Raw genomic sequence first — 19,104 nt, 5'->3', positions numbered from 1 at the left:
CCGAGGTTCTAGCGGCGCGAGCCGCCTTCATGACCACCCTCGTGTCCGCCGTGGAATCCGCCGTGGAAGCCTCCGCCGCCCCGCGCAAAGCCACGGCCGTCGTGGTGGAAGAACGCACCGCGCATATGGTGGATATGGTGGAAGCGGTCCACAAAGACCACGCTGCCGAAGAACACCGGGCCGCCCCAGTACCACGTGTCATCCACGTAGTACGGTGGGCTGACGTAGGTGACGGGGTTGCCGTCGGTGTCCACCATCTGCCACGTGCCGTCCGGTTGCAGGCATGCCATGCCTTGCACCTCCTGCATCACGCCGTCGATCTCGGTTTGCCCGACGGTCGGCTGGCAGGTGCCGACCGGCACATCCTGCGCTGTCGCGCACGCGCAAATGCCAAAACTCATCAGCGCAGTCATCAAGACTGTCAGACGTTTCATGTTCATTCCCCAACCTAGGAATGCCCGACGTCTCAATACGGCACCTGCACGAACTGTCCGGTCGTATCACCTGGCACATCGGTTTGCCTGCGGGGGCTCGCCGACACCGTGATCGACGGGCCCCCGCTTGACGAGTAAACCGATCCGCCGCGTGGTTTATTCCGGAGCGTGTGCAGCGATGTGTAACTGTTCATTTCAGTAGCCGTGGTGCGTCATGCTGCCCGCGTTTGGGCTGCTGTTGCTATTGCTTGGCGGCGCCCCGTTACCCGTGGAACACGCTGCCAGCGGCAGCAGGACGAGCAAGGCGATGCAAAGCGGACGAAGTGCGTTCATTGAGCGTCTCCTGGGGGTGGGTTTTGCCTCCCGATAGCAGTAAACCCGCGACCTTGCCGGTTTATTCCACAGCAATAGCGGGCTTGTCCGCGCACTCGCGCAGGAAACCACGGACCAGCATGAACAGGCTGTCTTCAAACGCGGTGCTGGCGAGCCACTGCTCGTCGTAGGAAAGCGCGCTGCCGATCGCCCCCATGACCGAGCGCGTGAGCACGAAGGCCTGGATGGGCGAGAGCGTCACACGTTGCCCGTCGGCGTCACGCGCGCCGGCTGAACTCAGGAAGGTCGACACGTGCCCCGGCGTGATCAGCGGGTTGCGCCCGCGTGCGATGGCCTGTTCGAGCACGATGCGGCGCGCGCGATGCCGCCCGCCGAATGCGCCCAGCAAGGTGCGCACGGCCAGCCGCAGCCGTGCATCCGGCGACAGCGCGTCGGGCGCGGTCAGTACCGCCAGCAACTCGGCGGTCAGCCGATCACTCTCGCGCTGCGCGAGTTCATCCAGCACCTGCAGCTTGTCTCCGAAATACTGGTACAGCGTGCCGATGCTGATGCCGGCCGCCTCTGCGATGCGGTTGGTGGTGAGCGCCTCCAACCCCGCCTGATCGAGAATCCGCAGCGTCGCTTCCAAGATGAGTTCGACCTTCTCGCGCGAGCGGGCCTGGCGCGGTTGGCGTCGCGCAAGTGATTGATCTGTATCGGTTTTGTCTCCGGATTGCGAGGCCATGGAACGCGAGTGGTGAAATATGAGTCGTGCTCATATTATGGTCGCCAGATCGAAAAACTCCTCAGGAGGAGACCGATGTTGTTCAGCCGACGACGCCCCCTCGCGGGCAAACGCCTGCTCGCCTTTGCTGCGGCGAGCCTGTGCGCCAATCTGGCGGCGGCAGCCGCCCAGGACTGGAGTACCGCCGAATCCACGCCCTCGCAGGAGACCGTGTTGCACCAGGCCTTCGACTACGCGTTTCCGCTGGTCGCGATGGGGCGCCTGCGTGCCGGCATGCTCGGCACGGATGCCAAGCCCGGGCGCCTTCAGTTGGGCCAGTGGTCGCATCAGCACAAGCTCTCGGGCCCGGAAGATCGCTGGGTGACCACGCCTAACAGCGATACGGCGTACTCCACGCTGTGGCTCGACTTGCGCCAGGGGCCTGTCGCACTGACGGTGCCGGACATGGCCGGCCGCTACTACTCGCTCGCCTTCCTGGACATGGCGACGAACAATTTCGAGATTCTCGGCCGGCGCGCCAATGGCACGCGCAGCGGCACGTTCGTCATCGTCGGCCCCGATTCAACGCAGCCGCTGCCGCCCAACGCGCAGGTGATCCGCGCACCCGCCAACGATGTGCTTGTGCTGGCCCGCATCCTGGTGAATGGCGAGGCCGACATGCCCGCCGTGACGGCCCTGCAGGACCAGTTCAAGGTCGAACTGATCGGCACCGGTAAGACGCCGCCGCGGTGGCAAGCTGCGCCTCCGGTTGAACAGAGCCCGCAAGCCTTTGTCGACATGGCCAACCTGATGCTGGCACGCAACCCCGCACCGCGCTACGAAGATGCGCTGATGCAGCGCCTGGCATCGGTCGGCATTTGTGGTGCCGCATGCCAGTGGGAGGCGCTGTCGCCGGAGGTCAAGGCGTTGTGGACGAAGCAGTTGCCGGCCATGCTGGCCTCGCTCAAGGGCGGGCTGTCGGCGGCTGGCCCTAAGAGCGATGGCTGGTCGTACTCAAAGGCCGATCTTGGCGATTTCGGCACCGACTATGCCTACCGCGCGCAAGTCGCGCTGGGCGGCCTGCTCGCGCTCAAGACAGTCGAGGCCATGTACCCGATCACGTTTGTCGACCAGCAACAGGGGCGGCTTTCGGGCGCGCACCGCTATCGGCTGCATTTGCCGGCGGGGGCGCTGCCGGTCAATGCGTTCTGGTCGCTGTCGATGTACGAGGTGGAGCCGGACGGCAAGCTGTTCTTCACGCCCAACCCGATCGCGCGCTATGCCATTGGCGATCGCACCGCCGGTCTCAAGGTGGGCGCAGATGGTGCGATCGATCTCTTGATCCAGCGTGATGCACCGGCCGATCCTGCCCAGCGCGCCAACTGGCTGCCGGCGCCCGCTGGTGATTTCGCCCTGGTGCTGCGTGCGTACGAACCGAAAGCCGAGCTACGCGATGGGCGTGTGCGGGTGCCGGCCGTGGAGCGGTTGGACTGAGCCTGCTGCCGTTGGGCTGAGGGCGTCAATGCGCGGTGGTAGCGGTCTGAGTCTGCTTGCGCAGGCGCTTGGTGGCGTACATCGCGCGGTCGGCCTGATCGAGCAGGGTGGTGATCTCGGTGCCGTCTTCGGGCATGAACGCCACCCCTACGCTCACGCGCAGGTCCAGCGACTGGCCTTCAAACGCATACGGTTGCTGCACCTCTTCGATCAGGCGCTCGCATTGGGTGTGCGCATCGCCGCGCGCGTCGATGCCCGGCAGGATGACGGCAAATTCGTCACCGCCCACACGCGCCACGGTGTCGGAGCGGCGCGCGCTGCGGCTCATGCGCTGCGCGGTCTCGCGGATGGCTGCATCGCCGGCGCGATGGCCGTAGCGGTCGTTGATGGTCTTGAGGTTGTCCATGTCGACGTTGAGCACGCCGAGCGCGCCTTGCGCGCGCTGCGCGAGGTGGATCGACTGGCGCAGGCGGTCGTAGAACAGCGCGCGGTTGGGCAGGGCGGTCAGCGCATCGTGCGTTGCGCGCAGGTAGAGTTGGTCGCGCTCGGCATTGGCGGCATGGAACATGGCCGCCGCAATCAGTTCGGACATCAACTCCAGCACGCCGACATCACGCTCGGTAAAGGCATCCACCTCGGGTGCCACCAGCTTGAGCACGCCCACCGTCGTGTCCAGATGCTTGAGCGGCGTCACCACCATGGAGCGCAGGCCCACGCGGCGGCAGGCTTCGCGGTCGACGCGCGGGTCGATCTCGGAGTCTTCGCAGCGCAGGATGTCGCCGGTCTGCACACACAGGCCAGACAGGCTGCCCTTGCGCGCCAGGCGCAGGCCCAACAGCGAGTCGGTCAGGCCAGACGTGGCGCGGTAGACCATGTCTTCGCCCTCGGCCAGTTCCAGCACGGCGCCGGTTGCGCAGGTCAGGTGCTGCGCCCGTTCGGTAACGAGCGCCATGATGGACCCCAGATCCGTGCCGAGCTTGGCGATTTCGGACTGCGCCCGCACGATCTCAATGAGGGTGGCGGGGTCCTGCAGACTAGGGTGATCGAGGGTCGACATAAAGCGGCGAAGCGGGACGTTCGAGCCGCAAATTCTAGCGTGGTCGACCGAACTGCGTAGATCAAACTGCGGTTGCCGGATTACAGGAGATTAAGGCATTCGGATGCCCTGTATTGGGGCGCGCAAGCGACGTTGCGGCGGGGTGTGTTGCCTTGGGAAATCAACGGGATGCGCGAAGTGTCTGCCGTGTGAATCGCCATCGTGATGCCGTGCAGATGTGCCGCAAGAACGGCCACGCACAGCGTCACGAACAGCGGCGAGTAATGCATGCTGTACGTCGGGTTGCATCGGAAACGTTTGGCCCCGAGCGTATCCAAATACAGGCGTATCTCATGCGGTTGCATGCACATCAGAGCAAAGAAACTTTCATGCTTGGCTGCCCCGACCATCTCCTAGGCTAGCACTGCCATTGCGCAGTCCCCGCGCAGTGCACGCCGGATCCACACACAACAATCACGGCAACGCACTGTGCAAGCGAGTGCAGTCATCGGGGTATCCCGCCGAGCTGCAGCGTGCGAACCGTCGCGCCCCCGACCTGACTGCGTCGTTCATTCCGCCGCCTGCGCTGTGCTTGCGCGCCGCAGGTTTCGCGGCACATCCATGAAGGAGATGAACGCCCACCCGAATCCCGATTCAGTACCAAAGGAACAATGACCAATACCCTGGGGAGGCGCTATGCCGCTGCGTTCCGAAGTTCAGCAAGCTTTGCGTGGTGCGGCGTTGCTGGCCGCGTTGGGCGTTGCACAGACGGCTGCGGCGCAAGCCGTGCCGACCGATGCCGCCGGAGGATGTCCGATCTCGCCGGCCACTGTTGCGAGTTTCTTTGAGAGCGGTACCGTCACGCTCAACGGTGTGGTCAAGCCCGCCGACAGCACAGTGGCGCTTGCGCCCAATTGCGGGTTCTTCCAGTGGACCGAGCAGATGTTCCTGTGGCTGACGTCGCCCGCGCCCGCCACGTACGGCGGTGGCAGCCACGTCATGTTCTCGCCGCAGTTCTACACGGTCAGCCCGGAAGACAGCAGCGGACGCCGTAGCTTCATCCCCAATTCGCCGGGGCGGCCGATCAACATGTTCTTGCGTGCCATGGAGCTGGGCCCGCACGGCCTGCCGATCGTGATGGCGCGCACCGGGCAGATCGTGGAAGTGCCGCACGAAATGCCGGGGCAGAAGCCGCCGTCGATCCGCCTGGGCAACGGCAAGCTGATCCCGGGTACGCAAGTCCAGAACGTACGCAAGACTGAGCAGGGCACGCTGGAACTGCTCGATGCGCGCGGCAAGCTGCTGGCGCCGAAGGTGCTCAAGCTCGCACCGATCGTGCGCCAGCGCGCGCTGCTTTCGGCAGATCGGCCGGTGCCGGTTGTGCCTGTGAAGGCGTTTACCTCTGCCATCCAGGCGCGCAAGCTGGTCGTCAAGGGCATCCCGATCTTCATTGATCCGGCGGGCAACGTGATTGACGTTGAGCCGGGCCAGGCAGACAGCGGCGTGCTGATCTCGCAGAACGGGTCGTTGATCTACTACATCATCGCCGTGAACGATGTGTTTGCCTTCCACCGCACGATGCAGGGCGCAGCGGTGATCCCGGGCAATACCAACATCGCATTTCCAACCTCAATGGCTGACGTGAACGCCGTGGTCAGCTTTGCGGCCAGCAAGGGCCATACGATCCAGGACCCGAAGGCGCTGGCCATCGAGACCAAGTCGAGCTGGATGGATGCCAGCAAGGTGCCCAACCCGAACGACTACATCCAGGTCGAAGCGGTGGTCCCGACGTTCGACAAGAGCAACCCGAACAACTGGGTGCCCAACGGGCAGACGACGTTGACGCTGGTCATGCTGGGCCTGCACGTGGTGGGCTCGACCAGTGGGCACGGGGAGATGGTGTGGGGCACGTTCGAGCACGAGGGCAATGCACCGAATGCGACCTACGCCTACAACTCGACCAGCGGCATGAAGACCGTGGCGCAGAACACCTCGGGCAACTGGCTGTTCACGCCCAGCGGGTCGAGCGGTCCGTTCAATGCCACCAACAACAGCTGGACGGGCACGGCCATTACCGGCACGCCGGTTGGTCCGTCGCCCGTGCTGCGCGCCAAGCCGTGGGGCTCGAACGATGGCGGCAACCCTGCCAATGCGGCCGGCTTGAACACGCAGGTGATCTCGGCCAACGCCAGCGTGATCTCACAGTTGAATGCGGCAGACGTGCGCCGGCAGTACTTCCAGCTGGGCACGACGTGGACGATTGGCGGCGCACCGCCCAGCGGGGGGAACGAGGTCGGCACGAACCATCTTGCCAACGCGACGATGGAAACCTTTGTGCAGGGCACGACGCCCTCCGCCCCGAGCGCCAACTGCTTCTCGTGCCATACGACCAACAAGGTGCCGGTCAGCCATGTCTACCCGAGGCTGACGCCGCTGCCCTGATCGGCAACGCTGTCACGAGACACGGGGCATCGACGGATGCGAAAGCGTTCGTCGATGCCCCGTGTTGTTAGTAATGGCGTGTCGTTATGCGATGGCGTTGCCGCAGAAGGGCGAACGCCTTGTGAGCCTCTGCAGCCGACGTCTTCAAGGGAGTGGACGCAGCCTCAGCCCCCAAACATCCACACGACGACCGATGCGATCAGGCAGTAGCAGCCGAACAGATACCACCGCCCTTGCTCCAGCCAACGCGACAGCCAGCGCAGTGCGACCAAGCCGGCGATAAAGCTGAACACCATGCCCAGCAGGCTTGGCGCGAGCATGTGCAGCATGCTGTCGGCGGTGCCCGCATAGGCCTTGTAGAAGCGATAGCCTTCCTTGACGATGACCGCCGGGGTCAGCACCACGGCAAGTGCGAAGCTGAACTCTTCAGCACGGCGGCGCTGCACACCCACCAGCATCCCCGCAGAGATCGTCGCGCCCGAGCGCGACAGCCCGCGAAACGGCAAGCACAGCCCCTGCACGGCTCCGATCCAAAGCGCACGCCAGCCGGTCAACTCGCCGGTGGCCGTGTTGGCGTGCCTGGACGACACGATGATCAGCACACCAGCCACGGCCAGGCTGACCGCCATCAACTTGGTATTGCCAAAGAGGTGCTCCACCTCAAAGCTGTCGGCGCCGCCCATGAAGGCGTGCTTGATCACGTACAGCAGGGTCAGCCCGACGACGCCTGTGGCCGCCGTGGCCACGGCCAGCTGGACGCCGTTGTTCCACAGTGCCCGGGTCGACGAGAAATACGTCTGCCGCCACGAGCGCCAGAAATACACGATGACGGCAAACATGGTGCCCGTGTGCAGCATGACCAGCATCAGCGTCATATCGGGCGAGGTCGGGTCCAGCCCCAACCATTTCTCGGCCAGGATGACGTGGGCCGAACTGGAAACCGGCAGCAGCTCGGCAAGGCCTTGGACGCAGGCCAGGATGATGATGTGAAGCGTGGTCATGCTTGGGTGGGGGCGATGGACTGAACGTTGTGTGGTGACGTGCGCGTGGCATGGCCAAGGCTTGTCAGATCGAAACGGTATCAGATCATCAAGACGCGTCGGGCCGAAGGTGGCTTGAAGGGCGTCGGCGTTGTATTTGCGCCGACCGCCCTTGGGCCGGTCAGATCAAAGATGCTGGCCAAACCATTCGGCTGCGGTACGGCTGGTCTGCTCAAAATGTTCGATGTAGGGCGTGAAGTGTCCGCCCTTGACCAGCGAGAGCGCCTTGGGCTGCAGCGCGCGCTCGTAGGCCTGCAGGCAGAGATCGACCGGCGTCAGCACGTCCTGATCCGCCACGATCATCAGCAGCGGGGTGGGCGCGATGCGGTCGACAAAGGCGCCGGGCTCATTCTCGCGCGACAGCTCTGCGCTGCGCAGCGTGACTTCATTGCGCCAGTTGGGGGCGAACGGCGCGGTGTCGGTAAAAAAGCGGAAGCCGTCGGCACCGGCCATTGCACACGGCGCTGTCGGGTCGGCGGATACGGCGGGCATCGTCATCGGTGTGCCACCCTCGAAGCGCTGCTGCCTGTCCTGTGCGAAGCGCGCCAGCGCTGCCGGCACGAGATCGGCACGCGTGCGCCGCAAGGCGGATTGATAGCCGCTGATGGTGGGCACCTGCGACACCACGCACTTGACCCGTTTGTCGACGGCGGCCACCTCCAGCACGTGCCCTCCGCTGAAGCTCGTCCCCCAGATACCAATACGCTGGCCGTCCACCTCGGGCCGCGAGATCAGATAGCTGATGGCATCGCGATAGCCGCGCTTCTGCAGTACTGGGTCGGCTTCCTGGCGCGGCTGGCCGTCGCTCGCGCCAAAATTGCGATGGTCATACACCAGCACCGCAAAGCCGCTGCGTGCAAAGACTTCGGCATAGCGATCCAGGTATTGCTCCTTGACCGCGGAAAAGCCATGCGCCATCACGATGGCCGCGCCGGCCTGGTCTGGACGCGCATCGGCGGCCGGATAGAACCAGCCGCGCAGGATCACGCCTTCGGAAAGAAATTCAACGTCTTCACGCACCATGTCGGGTCCTCAATCGTTTTGCTGCACGGGGTGTGCTGGGCAACACGATAGGCGGCGCACCTCACGGGCGCATCTGCGTGGCGGACGTTTGCTACGCCGAATCGGACAACATGGCGTACGCGCTGGGCGGCACACCGATAAAGCGCCTGAACAGGGTCGAGAACGCTCCCACGGTCTCATAGCCCAGCTCGGCCGAAACCGCTGTGACGGGCATGCCCGCAGCCAGCAACGGCAGTGCTGCGCAGATGCGGGCCTGCTGCCGCCAATGCACGAAGGACAACCCGGTCTGTGCAATGAAGAGGCGCGACAGCGTGCGGCTCGACGCGCCCGCCTCGGCGGCCCAGTCTTCCAGCGTGCGCGGGTCGGATGGGTCGGCCAGGATGGCGTCACAGATGCGGGTCAGGCGACGGTCCGAGCCCGATGGCAGGGGGAGGGGCTGGTCTGGCGACCACTCGATCTCTGCCAGCATCAGTTCAGTCATCAAGGCCTCGCGGCCTGCCGGCAGATGCTCGATGGGCAACGCCGCCACGCGCACGATCAACTCGCGCAGCAGTGGCGACACGTTGACCATGCGCGGCACCGGCGGCGCGCTCTGCCCGTAAGCCTCGGGGCTGACGTAGGCCGTGCGCATCTCGACATCGCCACAGGCGCGCATGGCGTGCGGCATGCCCTGCGGAATCCAGAGCGCTTTCTGCGGAGGAATACGCCAGAGCGCATGGTTGGCCGTGACCTCCACAACACCGCTGGTAGCGAAGATCAACTGCGCCCGCGCGTGCTCGTGTGCCGCCACCACGAAACCGTTGGGGAACCGCTTGGGCATCACGGCTGCCGGGCCAGGCGTGTTCTGGTAGTCGCGCGGGTTCAGGCTCTTGGTGTCCACCGCAGGGCCGTGCAGTTGGCGCGGTCGGTGCGCGCTGTCGTCAGGTGTGGGTGGGGGTGGCATAGGGGTTGGTGAAGCGGTGGATTGCGCACAATTGTAGAGCCGCGGCGGCAACCGGCTTTGTTTCCGCCGGGCCGTGCTAGACAGGGCGCCAGCAAGACTTCATGAAGTCCAAGCAATCTCCCGCGTCACAAGTTAAAATCTATCGGACCCCAAAAGCCGATTGATTGCCATGACGCTCACCGAACTCAAATACATCGTCGCTGTTGCGCGGGAACGCCACTTTGGCCGTGCCGCCGAGGCCTGCTTTGTCTCGCAGCCGACGCTGTCGGTCGCCATCAAGAAGCTGGAAGACGAACTGGCCGTGCAGATCTTCGAGCGCGGTGCGTCGGAGGTGAGCGTCACGCCGGTGGGCGAGCAGATCGTCACGCAGGCCCAACGCGTGCTGGAGCAGACCATGGCGATCCGCGAGATCGCCAAGCAGGGCATGGACCCGCTGGCCGGGCCGCTGCGCCTGGGGGTGATCTATACGATCGGGCCGTACCTGCTGCCGGCGCTGGTCAAGCAGATGATCGACACAGTCCCGCAGATGCCGCTGATGCTGCAGGAGAACTTCACCGTGCGGCTGGTGGAGCTGCTCAAGCAGGGCGAGATCGACTGCGCCATCATGGCCGAGCCGTTTCCCGAAGCCGGGTTGATGACGGTGCCGCTGTACGACGAGCCCTTCGTGGTGGCGGTGCCGCGCGGCCATGATTTGGCCAAGCTGCGGGCGGTGGATCCGGAAGCACTCAAGCAGCAGACCATGCTGCTGCTGGGCAATGGTCACTGCTTCCGCGATCACGTGCTGGGCGTCTGCCCGGAGCTGTCGCGCTTCTCGCAGAACGCCGACGGCATCCAGAAGACCTTTGAAGGTTCCTCGCTGGAGACGATCCGTCATATGGTGGCCAGCGGCGTCGGCATTACCGTGCTGCCGCGCACCTCGGTGCCGAACATGCAGCCGGCAGCCACCGATCTGCTGGCTTATGTGCCGTTCCAGGAGCCGGTGCCGGACCGCCGCGTCGTGCTGGCCTGGCGCAAGAGCTTTACCCGCATCGCTGCCATCGAGGCGGTGGCCAAGGCGGTCGCGCAATGCGATCTGCCCGGCATCAAGCCGCTGCCCATTACCCCGCTGATCCACTGATTGTCACCCGCCGCCGTCGTCGTGTTTCATGACGGCGATAGCGCACGTCTAATTGATAGATAAAAACAATCAAATTAACGAATTGATAGCTAAAAGGTAGACTGTTTCCCATGGTGAGCGCGTTGCTCATCGCAGCGTCGCCATGGAGCCCGTCATGTCCTACCACCTTGCCTCGACCGCCGTCGCAACCGTGCTGGAATGGCTCGCCGCCTATGGTGAATCGCATTGATCTCGCGGGTTTCCGAGGTCGCCCCAGCCTGTGGTGCAAGCATCAAGCAGGTACTGGGTTTGAAGTCGTGCAATAGCAGCAACGCACGCGGTGCGACACGCAGCGCCGCGCATCAGTTGTGAGGAGAAAAGATCATGGCAATGGTGCGGATGTTCGTTTCGGAATGGCAGGCGTTTGGTGGCGCAGTGCGCGCATCACAGGCGGACGTGCCGACGCTGTCTGGTTTGCCCGGCAGTGTGGCCGGTGGCCGAGGCATGCCTAACGCGGAGCCCGCCCGCCTGCAGCGCAAGTGGGTGCGCAAGCAGATCGGTCTGACCATCGTGGCGGCCGGCGCTATGATCGTGTTCCTGCACGGTATGGTGCAGCTCATGGTCTGACGGGCCTGACGCTCGGTTGCGACCGGCTTTGCGTTTCGTCATGGAGCGATGCCATGATCGGAACTTGCGGCCCGCGCAGCAACCGAAAGAAGGCTTGAAGCGCGCGTCGTCTGACCGGGCCTCGGTCGGTCTTCGCGTTTTTGCACACCACTTCATAGGGGAAGCCAGATGGCAAAGAAAAACAGCGGCGCGACTGCCGCAGCCCAGATCAACATCGGTATTGCTGACAAGGACCGCAAGAAGATCGCCGAAGGCCTGTCGCGCCTGCTGGCCGATACGTATTCGCTCTACCTGAAGACGCACTACTTCCACTGGAACGTCACCGGCCCGATGTTCAACACGCTGCATCTGATGTTCGAGACGCAGTACAACGAACTGTGGAACGCCGTTGACCCTGTGGCTGAACGCATCCGTGCGCTGGGTTATCCGGCACCGGGTTCGTACTCCGAATTTGCCAAGCTGTCGTCGATTCCGGAATCGAAAGGCATTCCCGAGGCGATGGACATGGTGCGCGAGCTGGTGGCCGGCCACGAAGCCGTGACGCGCACCGCCCGCAGCCTGTTCCCGGACGTCGACAAGGCCGCTGACGAGCCGACTGCCGATCTGCTCACGCAACGCATGGACATCCACGAAAAGACCGCCTGGATGCTGCGCTCGCTGCTGGCCTAAGTTGGCCATGGCGGTCGTGTTGCCACGGTGGCGACAGGTGTTTCGAGAACAGTGAATTCCTCCCCCCGCCCGTCAGCCTGCTGCGCTGCGGGTGGGGCCTCATCCCCCCAAGACCGAAACGAGAGAGCGATGACTACTGAAGCTAAATGCCCGTTTTCCAGCCAGGCGCTTGCGGCTTCGCAAGCCGATGGCGGTGGCACGACCAACAAGGACTGGTGGCCCAATCAACTGCGCGTTGATCTGCTCGCCCAGCATTCCGAAAAATCCGATCCGCTCGGTACGAACTTTAACTACCGCGAAGCCTTCAAGAAGGTGGACTACGACGCCCTCAAGGCTGATCTGCGTAAGTTGATGACCGACTCGCAGGACTGGTGGCCGGCCGACTTTGGCCACTACGGCCCGCAGTTCATCCGCATGGCTTGGCACGCCGCCGGCACCTACCGCACCGGCGATGGCCGCGGCGGCGCCGGGCGTGGCCAGCAGCGTTTCGCACCGCTCAACTCGTGGCCCGACAACGTCAACATCGACAAGTCGCGCCGCCTGCTGTGGCCGATCAAGCAGAAGTACGGCCAGGCCATCTCGTGGGCCGACCTGCTGATCCTGACCGGCAACGTGGCGCTGGAAACCATGGGCTTCCGCACCTTTGGCTTTGCCGGCGGCCGTGAAGACACCTGGGAACCGGACAACGACGTCTACTGGGGCGCCGAGAAAACCTGGCTCGCGCCCACCAACAACCCCCATAGCCGCTACTCGGGCGAACGCGATCTCGACAACCCGCTCGCCGCCGTGCAGATGGGCCTGATCTACGTGAACCCGGAAGGCCCGGACGGCAACGGCGATCCGATTTCGGCCGCACGCGACATCCGCGAAACCTTCGCCCGCATGGCGATGGATGACGAAGAAACCGTGGCGCTAATCGCCGGCGGCCACACCTTCGGCAAGACGCACGGCGCGGGTCCGGCGAGCAACGTCGGCCCGGACGTTGAGGCTGCACCGCTCGAAGCGCAGGGCCTCGGCTGGGCCAGTACTTATCAGTCCGGCAAGGGCAAGGATGCGATCACCAGCGGACTGGAAGTCACCTGGACGCAGACGCCCGCGCAATGGAGCAACTTCTTCTTCGAGAACCTGTTCAAGTACGAATGGGTGCAGGAGAAGAGCCCGGCCGGCGCGCTGCAATGGGTGGCCAAGGATGCTGAAGCGATCATTCCGGGCCCGACGCCCGATTCGCCCAAGCGTAAGCCGACGATGCTGACGACCGACTTGTCGCTGCGCTTCGACCCGGCATACGAAAAGATTTCGCGCCGCTTCCTCGACAACCCGCAGGCGTTTGCTGAAGCCTTCGCGCGTGCCTGGTTCAAGCTGACGCACCGCGATCTGGGGCCGAAGTCGCGTTACCTTGGCCCGGAAGTGCCGCGCGAAGACCTGATCTGGCAAGACCCGCTGCCGGCCGCAACGCACAAGCCGACCGAGGCTGACATCGCCGATTTGAAGGCGAAGATCGCGGCGTCTGGTCTGTCGGCGTCGGAGCTGGTGGCGGTGGCCTGGGCGTCCGCCTCGACCTTCCGCGGTTCGGACAAGCGTGGCGGCGCCAACGGTGCGCGCATCCGTCTGGCACCGCAAAAGGACTGGGCCGTCAACCAGCCGGTTGCTGGCACGCTGGCCAAGCTGGAGGACATCCAGAAGGCTTCGGGCAAGGCGTCGCTGGCGGACGTGATCGTGCTGGCGGGCAGCGTGGGTATTGAACTCGCTGCCAAGGCCGCCGGCACGAGCATCACCGTGCCGTTCACGCCGGGCCGTGTCGACGCCACGGTCGAACAGACCGATCCGGTTGCGATGGCCGTGCTCGAACCCATTGCCGATGGTTTCCGCAATTTCCAGAAGGCCAAGTTCTCGGTGCCGGCCGAAGCGCTGCTGATCGACAAGGCGCAGTTGCTGACGCTGACCGCGCCCGAGTTGACCGTGCTGATCGGTGGCCTGCGCGCCATCAACATCAACGCGGATGGCAGCAAGAACGGTGTCTTCACCGCCACGCCCGGCGCGCTGACGAATGACTTCTTCGTCAACCTGCTCGACATGGGTACGGAGTGGAAGGCCGCTGGCGATATCTACGAAGGCGTTGACCGCAAGACGGGTCAGGTCAAGTGGACGGGCACGCGCGTTGATCTGGTGTTCGGCTCGAACTCGATCCTGCGCGCGCTGGCCGAGGTGTATGGCAGCGCTGACGGCAAGGCACGTTTCGTGAGCGACTTTGTCGCGGCCTGGGTCAAGGTGATGAATCTCGACCGTTTCGATCTGGCCTAAGCCTTCAGCCCAAGTCATCGGGACTAAAATGGCGCCTTGCCTCGTGCAGGCGCCATTTTTCTTTGGTGATTTCCCATGCAATCGTCTGCTGCTCAACCCAGCCGTCTCGTGCTCTATGCGCGCCTGATGCGCATGGACAAACCGATTGGCACGCTGCTGCTGCTGTGGCCGACGCTGTGGGCGCTGTGGATGGCGTCCGACGGGCATCCGCCGGTTGCGTTCGTGGTGATCTTCTCGGTCGGTACGTTCCTGATGCGCTCGGCGGGGTGTGCCGTCAACGACTGGGCGGATCGTGACTTCGACAAGCACGTCAAACGCACCAAGGAGCGGCCGCTCACCGCCGGCCTGATCGCGCCATGGGAGGCACTGGCCGTGGCGGCCGTGCTGTCACTCATCGCTTTCACGCTGATCCTGCCGCTCAATGCGCTGACCAAATGGATGTCGGTCGCGGCCATCGTGATTGCCGGCACGTATCCGTTCTTCAAGCGCTTCTTTGCGATTCCGCAGGCGTATCTGGGGATTGCGTTTGGCTTTGGCATTCCGATGGCGTATGCGGCTGTGCAGGATCAAGTGCCCACGCTGGCGTGGCTGATGCTCATCGGCAACGTGTTCTGGGCTGTTGCCTACGACACGGCCTATGCGATGGTCGATCGTGATGACGATCTGCATATCGGTATCAAGACCTCGGCTATTACCTTCGGCCGTTTCGACGTGGCGGCCATCATGCTGTGCTACGTGGCTTTCTTCGGCATCATGGCCTGGGCTGGTTACGTGATGGCGCTGGGTGTGGCGTACTGGATCGGGATGGCGGCTGCCGTGGCGCTGGCACTCTGGTATTACCCGATGCTGCGCACGCGGGACCGCATGAAGTGCTTCTTCGTCTTTCGCCACAACAACTGGTTGGGGGCCTGTTTGTTTGCTGGGGTGGCGGTTGCTTACTTGATGCGGTGAGTTTTTTGGCCCCGGTGGTCCATCCCCTGTTTCATCCCCTGCCGGGGCTGACTCACTTTCTTTGGTCTTGCCCAAAGAAAGTAAGCAAAGAAATGCGCGCCCGAGATGGCGACCCACTCCTTGAATTTTCATAACCGGGCGGAGATGGGGAAAACTCGCTTCGCTCAAACAGTTCCCCATCTTTTTTCCGCCCGCTTACGAAAATTCAAGGCGCCATCAAGGGCAGAACGTCAAAAGACAAAGGCCAACCCGTCGTGAGGTGTAACGGCGCGCGCTATTTGGCACGATTTTGCGCGTGATTTGGCATTTCAGCTGCATCGACGCGAACAATCTGTGCGGCAGCTACTTCAGTGTCCTTGTCCAAGTTAAGGACCGCCTCAACGACATAAGCCGCACCTACGGGTACAAGGAACGGCTCTACCTCATCAAACTCGACGCCGGGATCAAGCTGGTAGCCTCCGTAGCCCTGGATGATGTTCTTGGCCTCGAAGACGACAGGCAGCTTTTCTCGGTCAATGTGGCCAGATTGGGCGCCATCGGGGATGCGCCTAACCGCAACTGATATGGGTAGGCGTAGATTGATTGGAGTCTTCCCAAGGTTGGAGGGCTTCACATGCACGACCAGGAGTTGCTTCCCTTCGTCGTAGGGCAACACCTCAATGGCCACCTTCATCAGGGGGGTGGGCTCGGAGGTCCCCAGTAGGTTGAAGTTGTAGAGTGCCCAGAAGCCGGCCCCCAGGATGGCTACCACCTGCATCCATTTCGCCCAAGGATCGGCGGAACGCACAAACCAAGCCTTTGCCTGCGTCGCCCGGGAGCGTAGTGCCCAGAGCCTCCCGCCGCCGGACGTGTCTTCCATTGCACTCTCCCATTGTGAGTGTTTGTGATCGAAACGTAGTTTAGCGCCGGCGGGAACGTCCCGATTCAGAACAACTGCCCGTCGCTAGGCTTCCAGTTGGTGATCACCAGCTCGCCGCTGGTCTGCGGCTTTCCGTGCGCCTGGCCCAGGCTGTACTTGATGTCCAGCTCGGCCATGTGGTGCCCCTCGAACGCCTGGCGGATATCCGGGTGGTCGTTGATGGACACCATCACGCGCCCCTTACAGGTCCGCATCAGCTCGGCCATTTCCACATAGTTCTCGAACCCGAACGGTACGCCGTAGCCCTCGGTTTGCCAGTACGGCGGGTCCATGTAGAAGAACGTATGCGGGCGGTCATAGCGCCGCACGCACTCGGCCCAGGGCAGGTTTTCGACGTTGGTCCCTGCCAGGCGCAGATGCGCTGCCGACAGGTTCTCCTCGATGCGCAAGAGATTCACCATGGGGGCCGTGGTGGCCGTACCGTAGGACTGCCCGTCAACCTTGCCACCGAACGCATGGTGCTGCAGGTAAAAGAAGCGCGCCGCGCGCTGGATGTCGGTCAGCGTCTCGGGATTGGTGTCCTGCTGCCATTTGAAGACCTGGCGCCCAGACAGCATCCATTTGAAGCTACGGACGAATTCCTCCAGGTGGTGCTGCACGACGCGGTACAGGTTGACCAGGTCGCCGTTGATGTCGTTTAACACCTCGACGGCCGCCGGCACCTGGCGCAGGAAATACAGCGCCGCGCCGCCACAAAACACCTCGACGTAGCACTCATGCGCGGGGAACAACGGCAACAGCTTGTCGGCTAGGCGCCGTTTTCCACCAATCCAAGGCACAACCGGAACAGCATTCTGATACATGTGCAAGCCTGTTTAACATGGTTAAAAACTGATAGGCTCCGCCCGCTATGTCGACATGGCAGGGGGCCTTGGTCTTGGCTCACAGCTCGCTTCTGTGGGTCAGGATGGCGGCCTGGTGTTAGCGCACCTGGCCGTCGCCCTCTTCACTCAAACCTCGATTACTTCCACCGGCAGCGTCGGGGCCTTGCCCTCGATCCGCCCATCCCTGAAGAACACCCAATCGTTGGGCGCGGCATCGCCACGCGCTGACGCCATACCGCCGCCTGGCAGTTGAATGGCGGCCACTCCCCCCGTGATCGTGATGACTTTTCCGACCTGCAGCGCGGGATCGGGCAGCAGGTTGAGCAGAAGGCGGTAGGGGTTAAGAAACATGGGTTTCCACTCCAATGGTTTGCCAGATCTCGGGCATGCCCACGTCGACCGACGTGCCGCGCACGATGCCGATGCGGGTCACGCCTTCGTCGACGTATTGCACAAACTTGCCCGGTGTGATGATTCCGGTCTCCGGCAGGACTGGCAGGCGCAGGGACAACAGGGCCTGGTTGCCGGTGTCGCCCAGGATGGCCAGGCCACGCTGGCGCGCCGCGTCTGCATGCGTGATCAGCGCATCCGTGACCATGGGGGCCTCGATGCTGCCATCCGTGCCGGCGCGGGTGACCTGGCCAAGAATGCCCTGAGCCTGGCCGGAGACGAACACACGGTTGTAGCGCGGGAGGCGCACGTCCTCGACCCCCTCTCGGCTGGTGACGTCGGACGGCAACACGAAATCGGGCGTCACGGTGCCCCAGTTCCACGGTGCCACGGGATAACGCGGTAGCACCATCAGCTTGGCCAGGGACGGGTCTGGCTGGATGTAGGCACCTGCAGCGCCCGCAATGGCCTGCAGAGCGGTCTTGTAGGTGCCCTGGTGGACCCACGCGCCGGCGGGCACCAGCCAGTCAGTCAGGCGCCAGTCGACGGCCCAACCGATGCTGGCGCCGTTGATGGTCAGCGCGTCATTCATGAGCTGCTGTGCCGTGCGGGCCTGCGTGTTGGTAAAGCTCATGATTCGTGCATCCGGTGCATCCAAGATGCCCGACTTGCCACGACCGGTAACGCGTACGACGGCCTTGCCAAACTCGCGGTCGCGCCGTCGTTTGTCGGCCAGCAGGCGGTACGCGGTACCGTTGATGACTGCCTCCAGCTCGACGGGCGTGCCGTCACTTGCTGGGGCCACCGCATCCTCTGCGCTTCGCTCGATGGCAGCGTTAAAGCCCCATGTCCAGCCGTCTGCCTCGATGGTCAGCGACAGGGAGGTGGTCGGCAGCTCCACGTTGCCGTCAACTCGCCGCAGCAGCACGTTGTTGATCACGATATAGACCCTCTTAACAGGCACCACGATGGTCGTGCCTGGTGGTTTTGGCTCGGCTTCCTTGCAGGGGTACTTGCCGAACTTGAGCAGCACGTCGTCGCCGGCGTAGTCCAGCCACGGGCAAATGAACACCAGGTCGCCGGTGCCTTGGTACGGCGGCTTAACTGGTGGCTTGCTGTCGTCTTCTTTGCCAGCCGGCGCCTGCCGGCTGCCTTGCCAGCGCACACGGTCCAGCGCCGAGAATGGCGTGCCCACCTTGGACGTCATGAGCATGGGAGAGCCGCCAAATGGCTTGGCCATCTGCCATGGCTCGGCCGACGTGCGCTTGATCGGGATGCCTTGCTGGTGGCGGAAACCTATGGCGGAGATGTTGCCCGGCTGTGCCTTCTGCCAGCGCACCCGCGACAGGGGCTTGTGCGGCACCAGGTCAACGAACTTGCCACCGATAGCATTGCCAGCCAGCGGCTTGGCGACCTGGTGCTGCAGACGGCCAACCACCTTGTGCGGAGTTGAGCTTTGCCACTCGTCGCGCACGACCGCGTCGGCCAGCTTCTGCGCCGTGTTCCACTCGGTGACGACGTCGGCCGACGCCGGCGTGCCGACCTGGTACTCGCCCCGTGTGTCTGCCCGCGTGCGGCTCGCGGATTGATGGCGGACGTGCACTTCCGGGCCAAACGGCCGCGTCACCAACAGGTCGTAATGCGCCACCACGCGCAGTACCGGCACGGCCTTAACCATCGCCAAGTGCGCGTCACGATTGGGGGGCTTGGCGACCGTTGCGGCGATTGCCAGCACTGGCTTGGCGTACACCAGGCGCACCGACCCACGGTTCGCAACCGGGCCGCCCGACGCGGGCATGGCCAGGTCGACCGCATTCCCTGCTGGCGGCACATACTCGCCGGAGAAATCCAGATCGGTGGACGGGGTATAGCCGGGCAT

18 protein-coding genes are annotated in these 19,104 nt (G+C 63.7%); 7 read left to right on the top strand and 11 right to left on the bottom strand.

Annotated elements, in window-relative coordinates; all coding sequences use genetic code 11:
* Nucleotides 1–8: 8 nt before the first annotated feature.
* The 3 genes from F7R11_RS15900 to F7R11_RS15895 form a co-directional block, all read right to left on the bottom strand.
* A complete protein-coding gene (locus F7R11_RS15900) occupies nucleotides 9–440 on the bottom strand; it encodes a hypothetical protein (RefSeq protein WP_064805055.1) in 432 nt (143 codons plus the stop codon).
* Between the two features lie 189 nt (nucleotides 441–629).
* Nucleotides 630–767: a hypothetical protein gene (locus F7R11_RS27050; protein ID WP_021195965.1), complete on the bottom strand. Its 138-nt coding sequence runs from the start codon at nucleotides 765–767 to the stop codon at nucleotides 630–632.
* Between the two features lie 61 nt (nucleotides 768–828).
* Entirely contained in the window at nucleotides 829–1,395 is a 567-nt protein-coding gene (locus tag F7R11_RS15895) for a TetR/AcrR family transcriptional regulator (protein ID WP_167317204.1), read from the bottom strand.
* 171 nt (nucleotides 1,396–1,566) lie between these two features.
* On the opposite strand from F7R11_RS15895, the gene F7R11_RS15890 reads away from it, so the two are divergent.
* Nucleotides 1,567–2,964: a DUF1254 domain-containing protein gene (locus F7R11_RS15890; RefSeq protein ID WP_064805051.1), complete on the top strand. Its 1,398-nt coding sequence runs from the start codon at nucleotides 1,567–1,569 to the stop codon at nucleotides 2,962–2,964.
* 25 nt (nucleotides 2,965–2,989) lie between these two features.
* Here F7R11_RS15890 and F7R11_RS15885 read toward each other — a convergent pair whose 3' ends face one another.
* Complete coding sequence (locus tag F7R11_RS15885) at nucleotides 2,990–4,021, bottom strand: sensor domain-containing diguanylate cyclase (RefSeq protein ID WP_104577710.1); 1,032 nt, start codon at nucleotides 4,019–4,021, stop codon at nucleotides 2,990–2,992.
* Nucleotides 4,022–4,696: 675 nt separating this feature from the next.
* Here F7R11_RS15885 and F7R11_RS15880 point away from each other — a divergent pair.
* Nucleotides 4,697–6,442 carry a hypothetical protein gene (locus F7R11_RS15880; RefSeq protein WP_064805045.1) on the top strand — a complete coding sequence of 582 codons (1,746 nt, stop codon included), beginning with the start codon at nucleotides 4,697–4,699 and terminating at the stop codon, nucleotides 6,440–6,442.
* Between the two features lie 164 nt (nucleotides 6,443–6,606).
* On the opposite strand, the gene F7R11_RS15875 is transcribed toward F7R11_RS15880, so the two are convergent.
* The 3 genes from F7R11_RS15875 to F7R11_RS15865 all read right to left on the bottom strand — a co-directional run bounded on the left by F7R11_RS15875 (nucleotide 6,607) and on the right by F7R11_RS15865 (nucleotide 9,448).
* Complete coding sequence (locus tag F7R11_RS15875; protein ID WP_064805043.1) at nucleotides 6,607–7,443, bottom strand: undecaprenyl-diphosphate phosphatase; 837 nt, start codon at nucleotides 7,441–7,443, stop codon at nucleotides 6,607–6,609.
* Nucleotides 7,444–7,608: 165 nt separating this feature from the next.
* Nucleotides 7,609–8,505, bottom strand: a complete 897-nt coding sequence (locus F7R11_RS15870; protein ID WP_064805041.1) for an alpha/beta hydrolase — start codon at nucleotides 8,503–8,505, stop codon at nucleotides 7,609–7,611.
* Between the two features lie 91 nt (nucleotides 8,506–8,596).
* Complete coding sequence (locus F7R11_RS15865; RefSeq protein ID WP_197495014.1) at nucleotides 8,597–9,448, bottom strand: AraC family transcriptional regulator; 852 nt, start codon at nucleotides 9,446–9,448, stop codon at nucleotides 8,597–8,599.
* Between the two features lie 169 nt (nucleotides 9,449–9,617).
* Between F7R11_RS15865 and F7R11_RS15860 the strand changes: the two genes are divergently transcribed.
* The 5 genes from F7R11_RS15860 to ubiA all read left to right on the top strand — a co-directional run bounded on the left by F7R11_RS15860 (nucleotide 9,618) and on the right by ubiA (nucleotide 15,092).
* A complete protein-coding gene (locus F7R11_RS15860) occupies nucleotides 9,618–10,565 on the top strand; it encodes a LysR substrate-binding domain-containing protein (protein ID WP_064805039.1) in 948 nt (315 codons plus the stop codon).
* 363 nt (nucleotides 10,566–10,928) lie between these two features.
* Nucleotides 10,929–11,171, top strand: coding sequence for a hypothetical protein (locus F7R11_RS15855; protein WP_064805037.1), 243 nt, complete (start codon nucleotides 10,929–10,931; stop codon nucleotides 11,169–11,171).
* Nucleotides 11,172–11,339: 168 nt separating this feature from the next.
* Nucleotides 11,340–11,840, top strand: a complete 501-nt coding sequence (locus tag F7R11_RS15850) for a Dps family protein (protein WP_048933003.1) — start codon at nucleotides 11,340–11,342, stop codon at nucleotides 11,838–11,840.
* Between the two features lie 129 nt (nucleotides 11,841–11,969).
* Nucleotides 11,970–14,141: a catalase/peroxidase HPI gene (gene katG / locus F7R11_RS15845; protein ID WP_064805035.1), complete on the top strand. Its 2,172-nt coding sequence runs from the start codon at nucleotides 11,970–11,972 to the stop codon at nucleotides 14,139–14,141.
* Between the two features lie 75 nt (nucleotides 14,142–14,216).
* On the top strand, nucleotides 14,217–15,092 hold the full coding sequence (gene ubiA / locus F7R11_RS15840; RefSeq protein ID WP_064805033.1) for a 4-hydroxybenzoate octaprenyltransferase: 876 nt from the start codon (nucleotides 14,217–14,219) through the stop codon (nucleotides 15,090–15,092).
* 274 nt (nucleotides 15,093–15,366) lie between these two features.
* Here ubiA and F7R11_RS15835 read toward each other — a convergent pair whose 3' ends face one another.
* The 4 genes from F7R11_RS15835 to F7R11_RS15820 all read right to left on the bottom strand — a co-directional run bounded on the left by F7R11_RS15835 (nucleotide 15,367) and on the right by F7R11_RS15820 (nucleotide 19,104).
* Nucleotides 15,367–15,951 carry a hypothetical protein gene (locus tag F7R11_RS15835; protein ID WP_064805031.1) on the bottom strand — a complete coding sequence of 195 codons (585 nt, stop codon included), beginning with the start codon at nucleotides 15,949–15,951 and terminating at the stop codon, nucleotides 15,367–15,369.
* Nucleotides 15,952–16,016: 65 nt separating this feature from the next.
* Entirely contained in the window at nucleotides 16,017–16,814 is a 798-nt protein-coding gene (locus F7R11_RS15830; protein ID WP_064805029.1) for a DNA adenine methylase, read from the bottom strand.
* A 147-nt stretch (nucleotides 16,815–16,961) separates the two neighbouring features.
* Nucleotides 16,962–17,186, bottom strand: coding sequence for a hypothetical protein (locus tag F7R11_RS15825; RefSeq protein ID WP_064805027.1), 225 nt, complete (start codon nucleotides 17,184–17,186; stop codon nucleotides 16,962–16,964).
* Nucleotides 17,176–19,104 (bottom strand): hypothetical protein, encoded by a 1,929-nt coding sequence (locus F7R11_RS15820; RefSeq protein ID WP_064805025.1) that lies wholly within the window; start codon nucleotides 19,102–19,104, stop codon nucleotides 17,176–17,178. The genes F7R11_RS15825 and F7R11_RS15820 overlap by 11 nt, the downstream gene beginning before the upstream one ends.

Origin of the sequence: Ralstonia insidiosa, assembly GCF_008801405.1 — a bacterium.
Classification (GTDB): domain Bacteria; phylum Pseudomonadota; class Gammaproteobacteria; order Burkholderiales; family Burkholderiaceae; genus Ralstonia; species Ralstonia insidiosa.
This window is presented reverse-complemented; position numbering and strand designations above follow the sequence as displayed.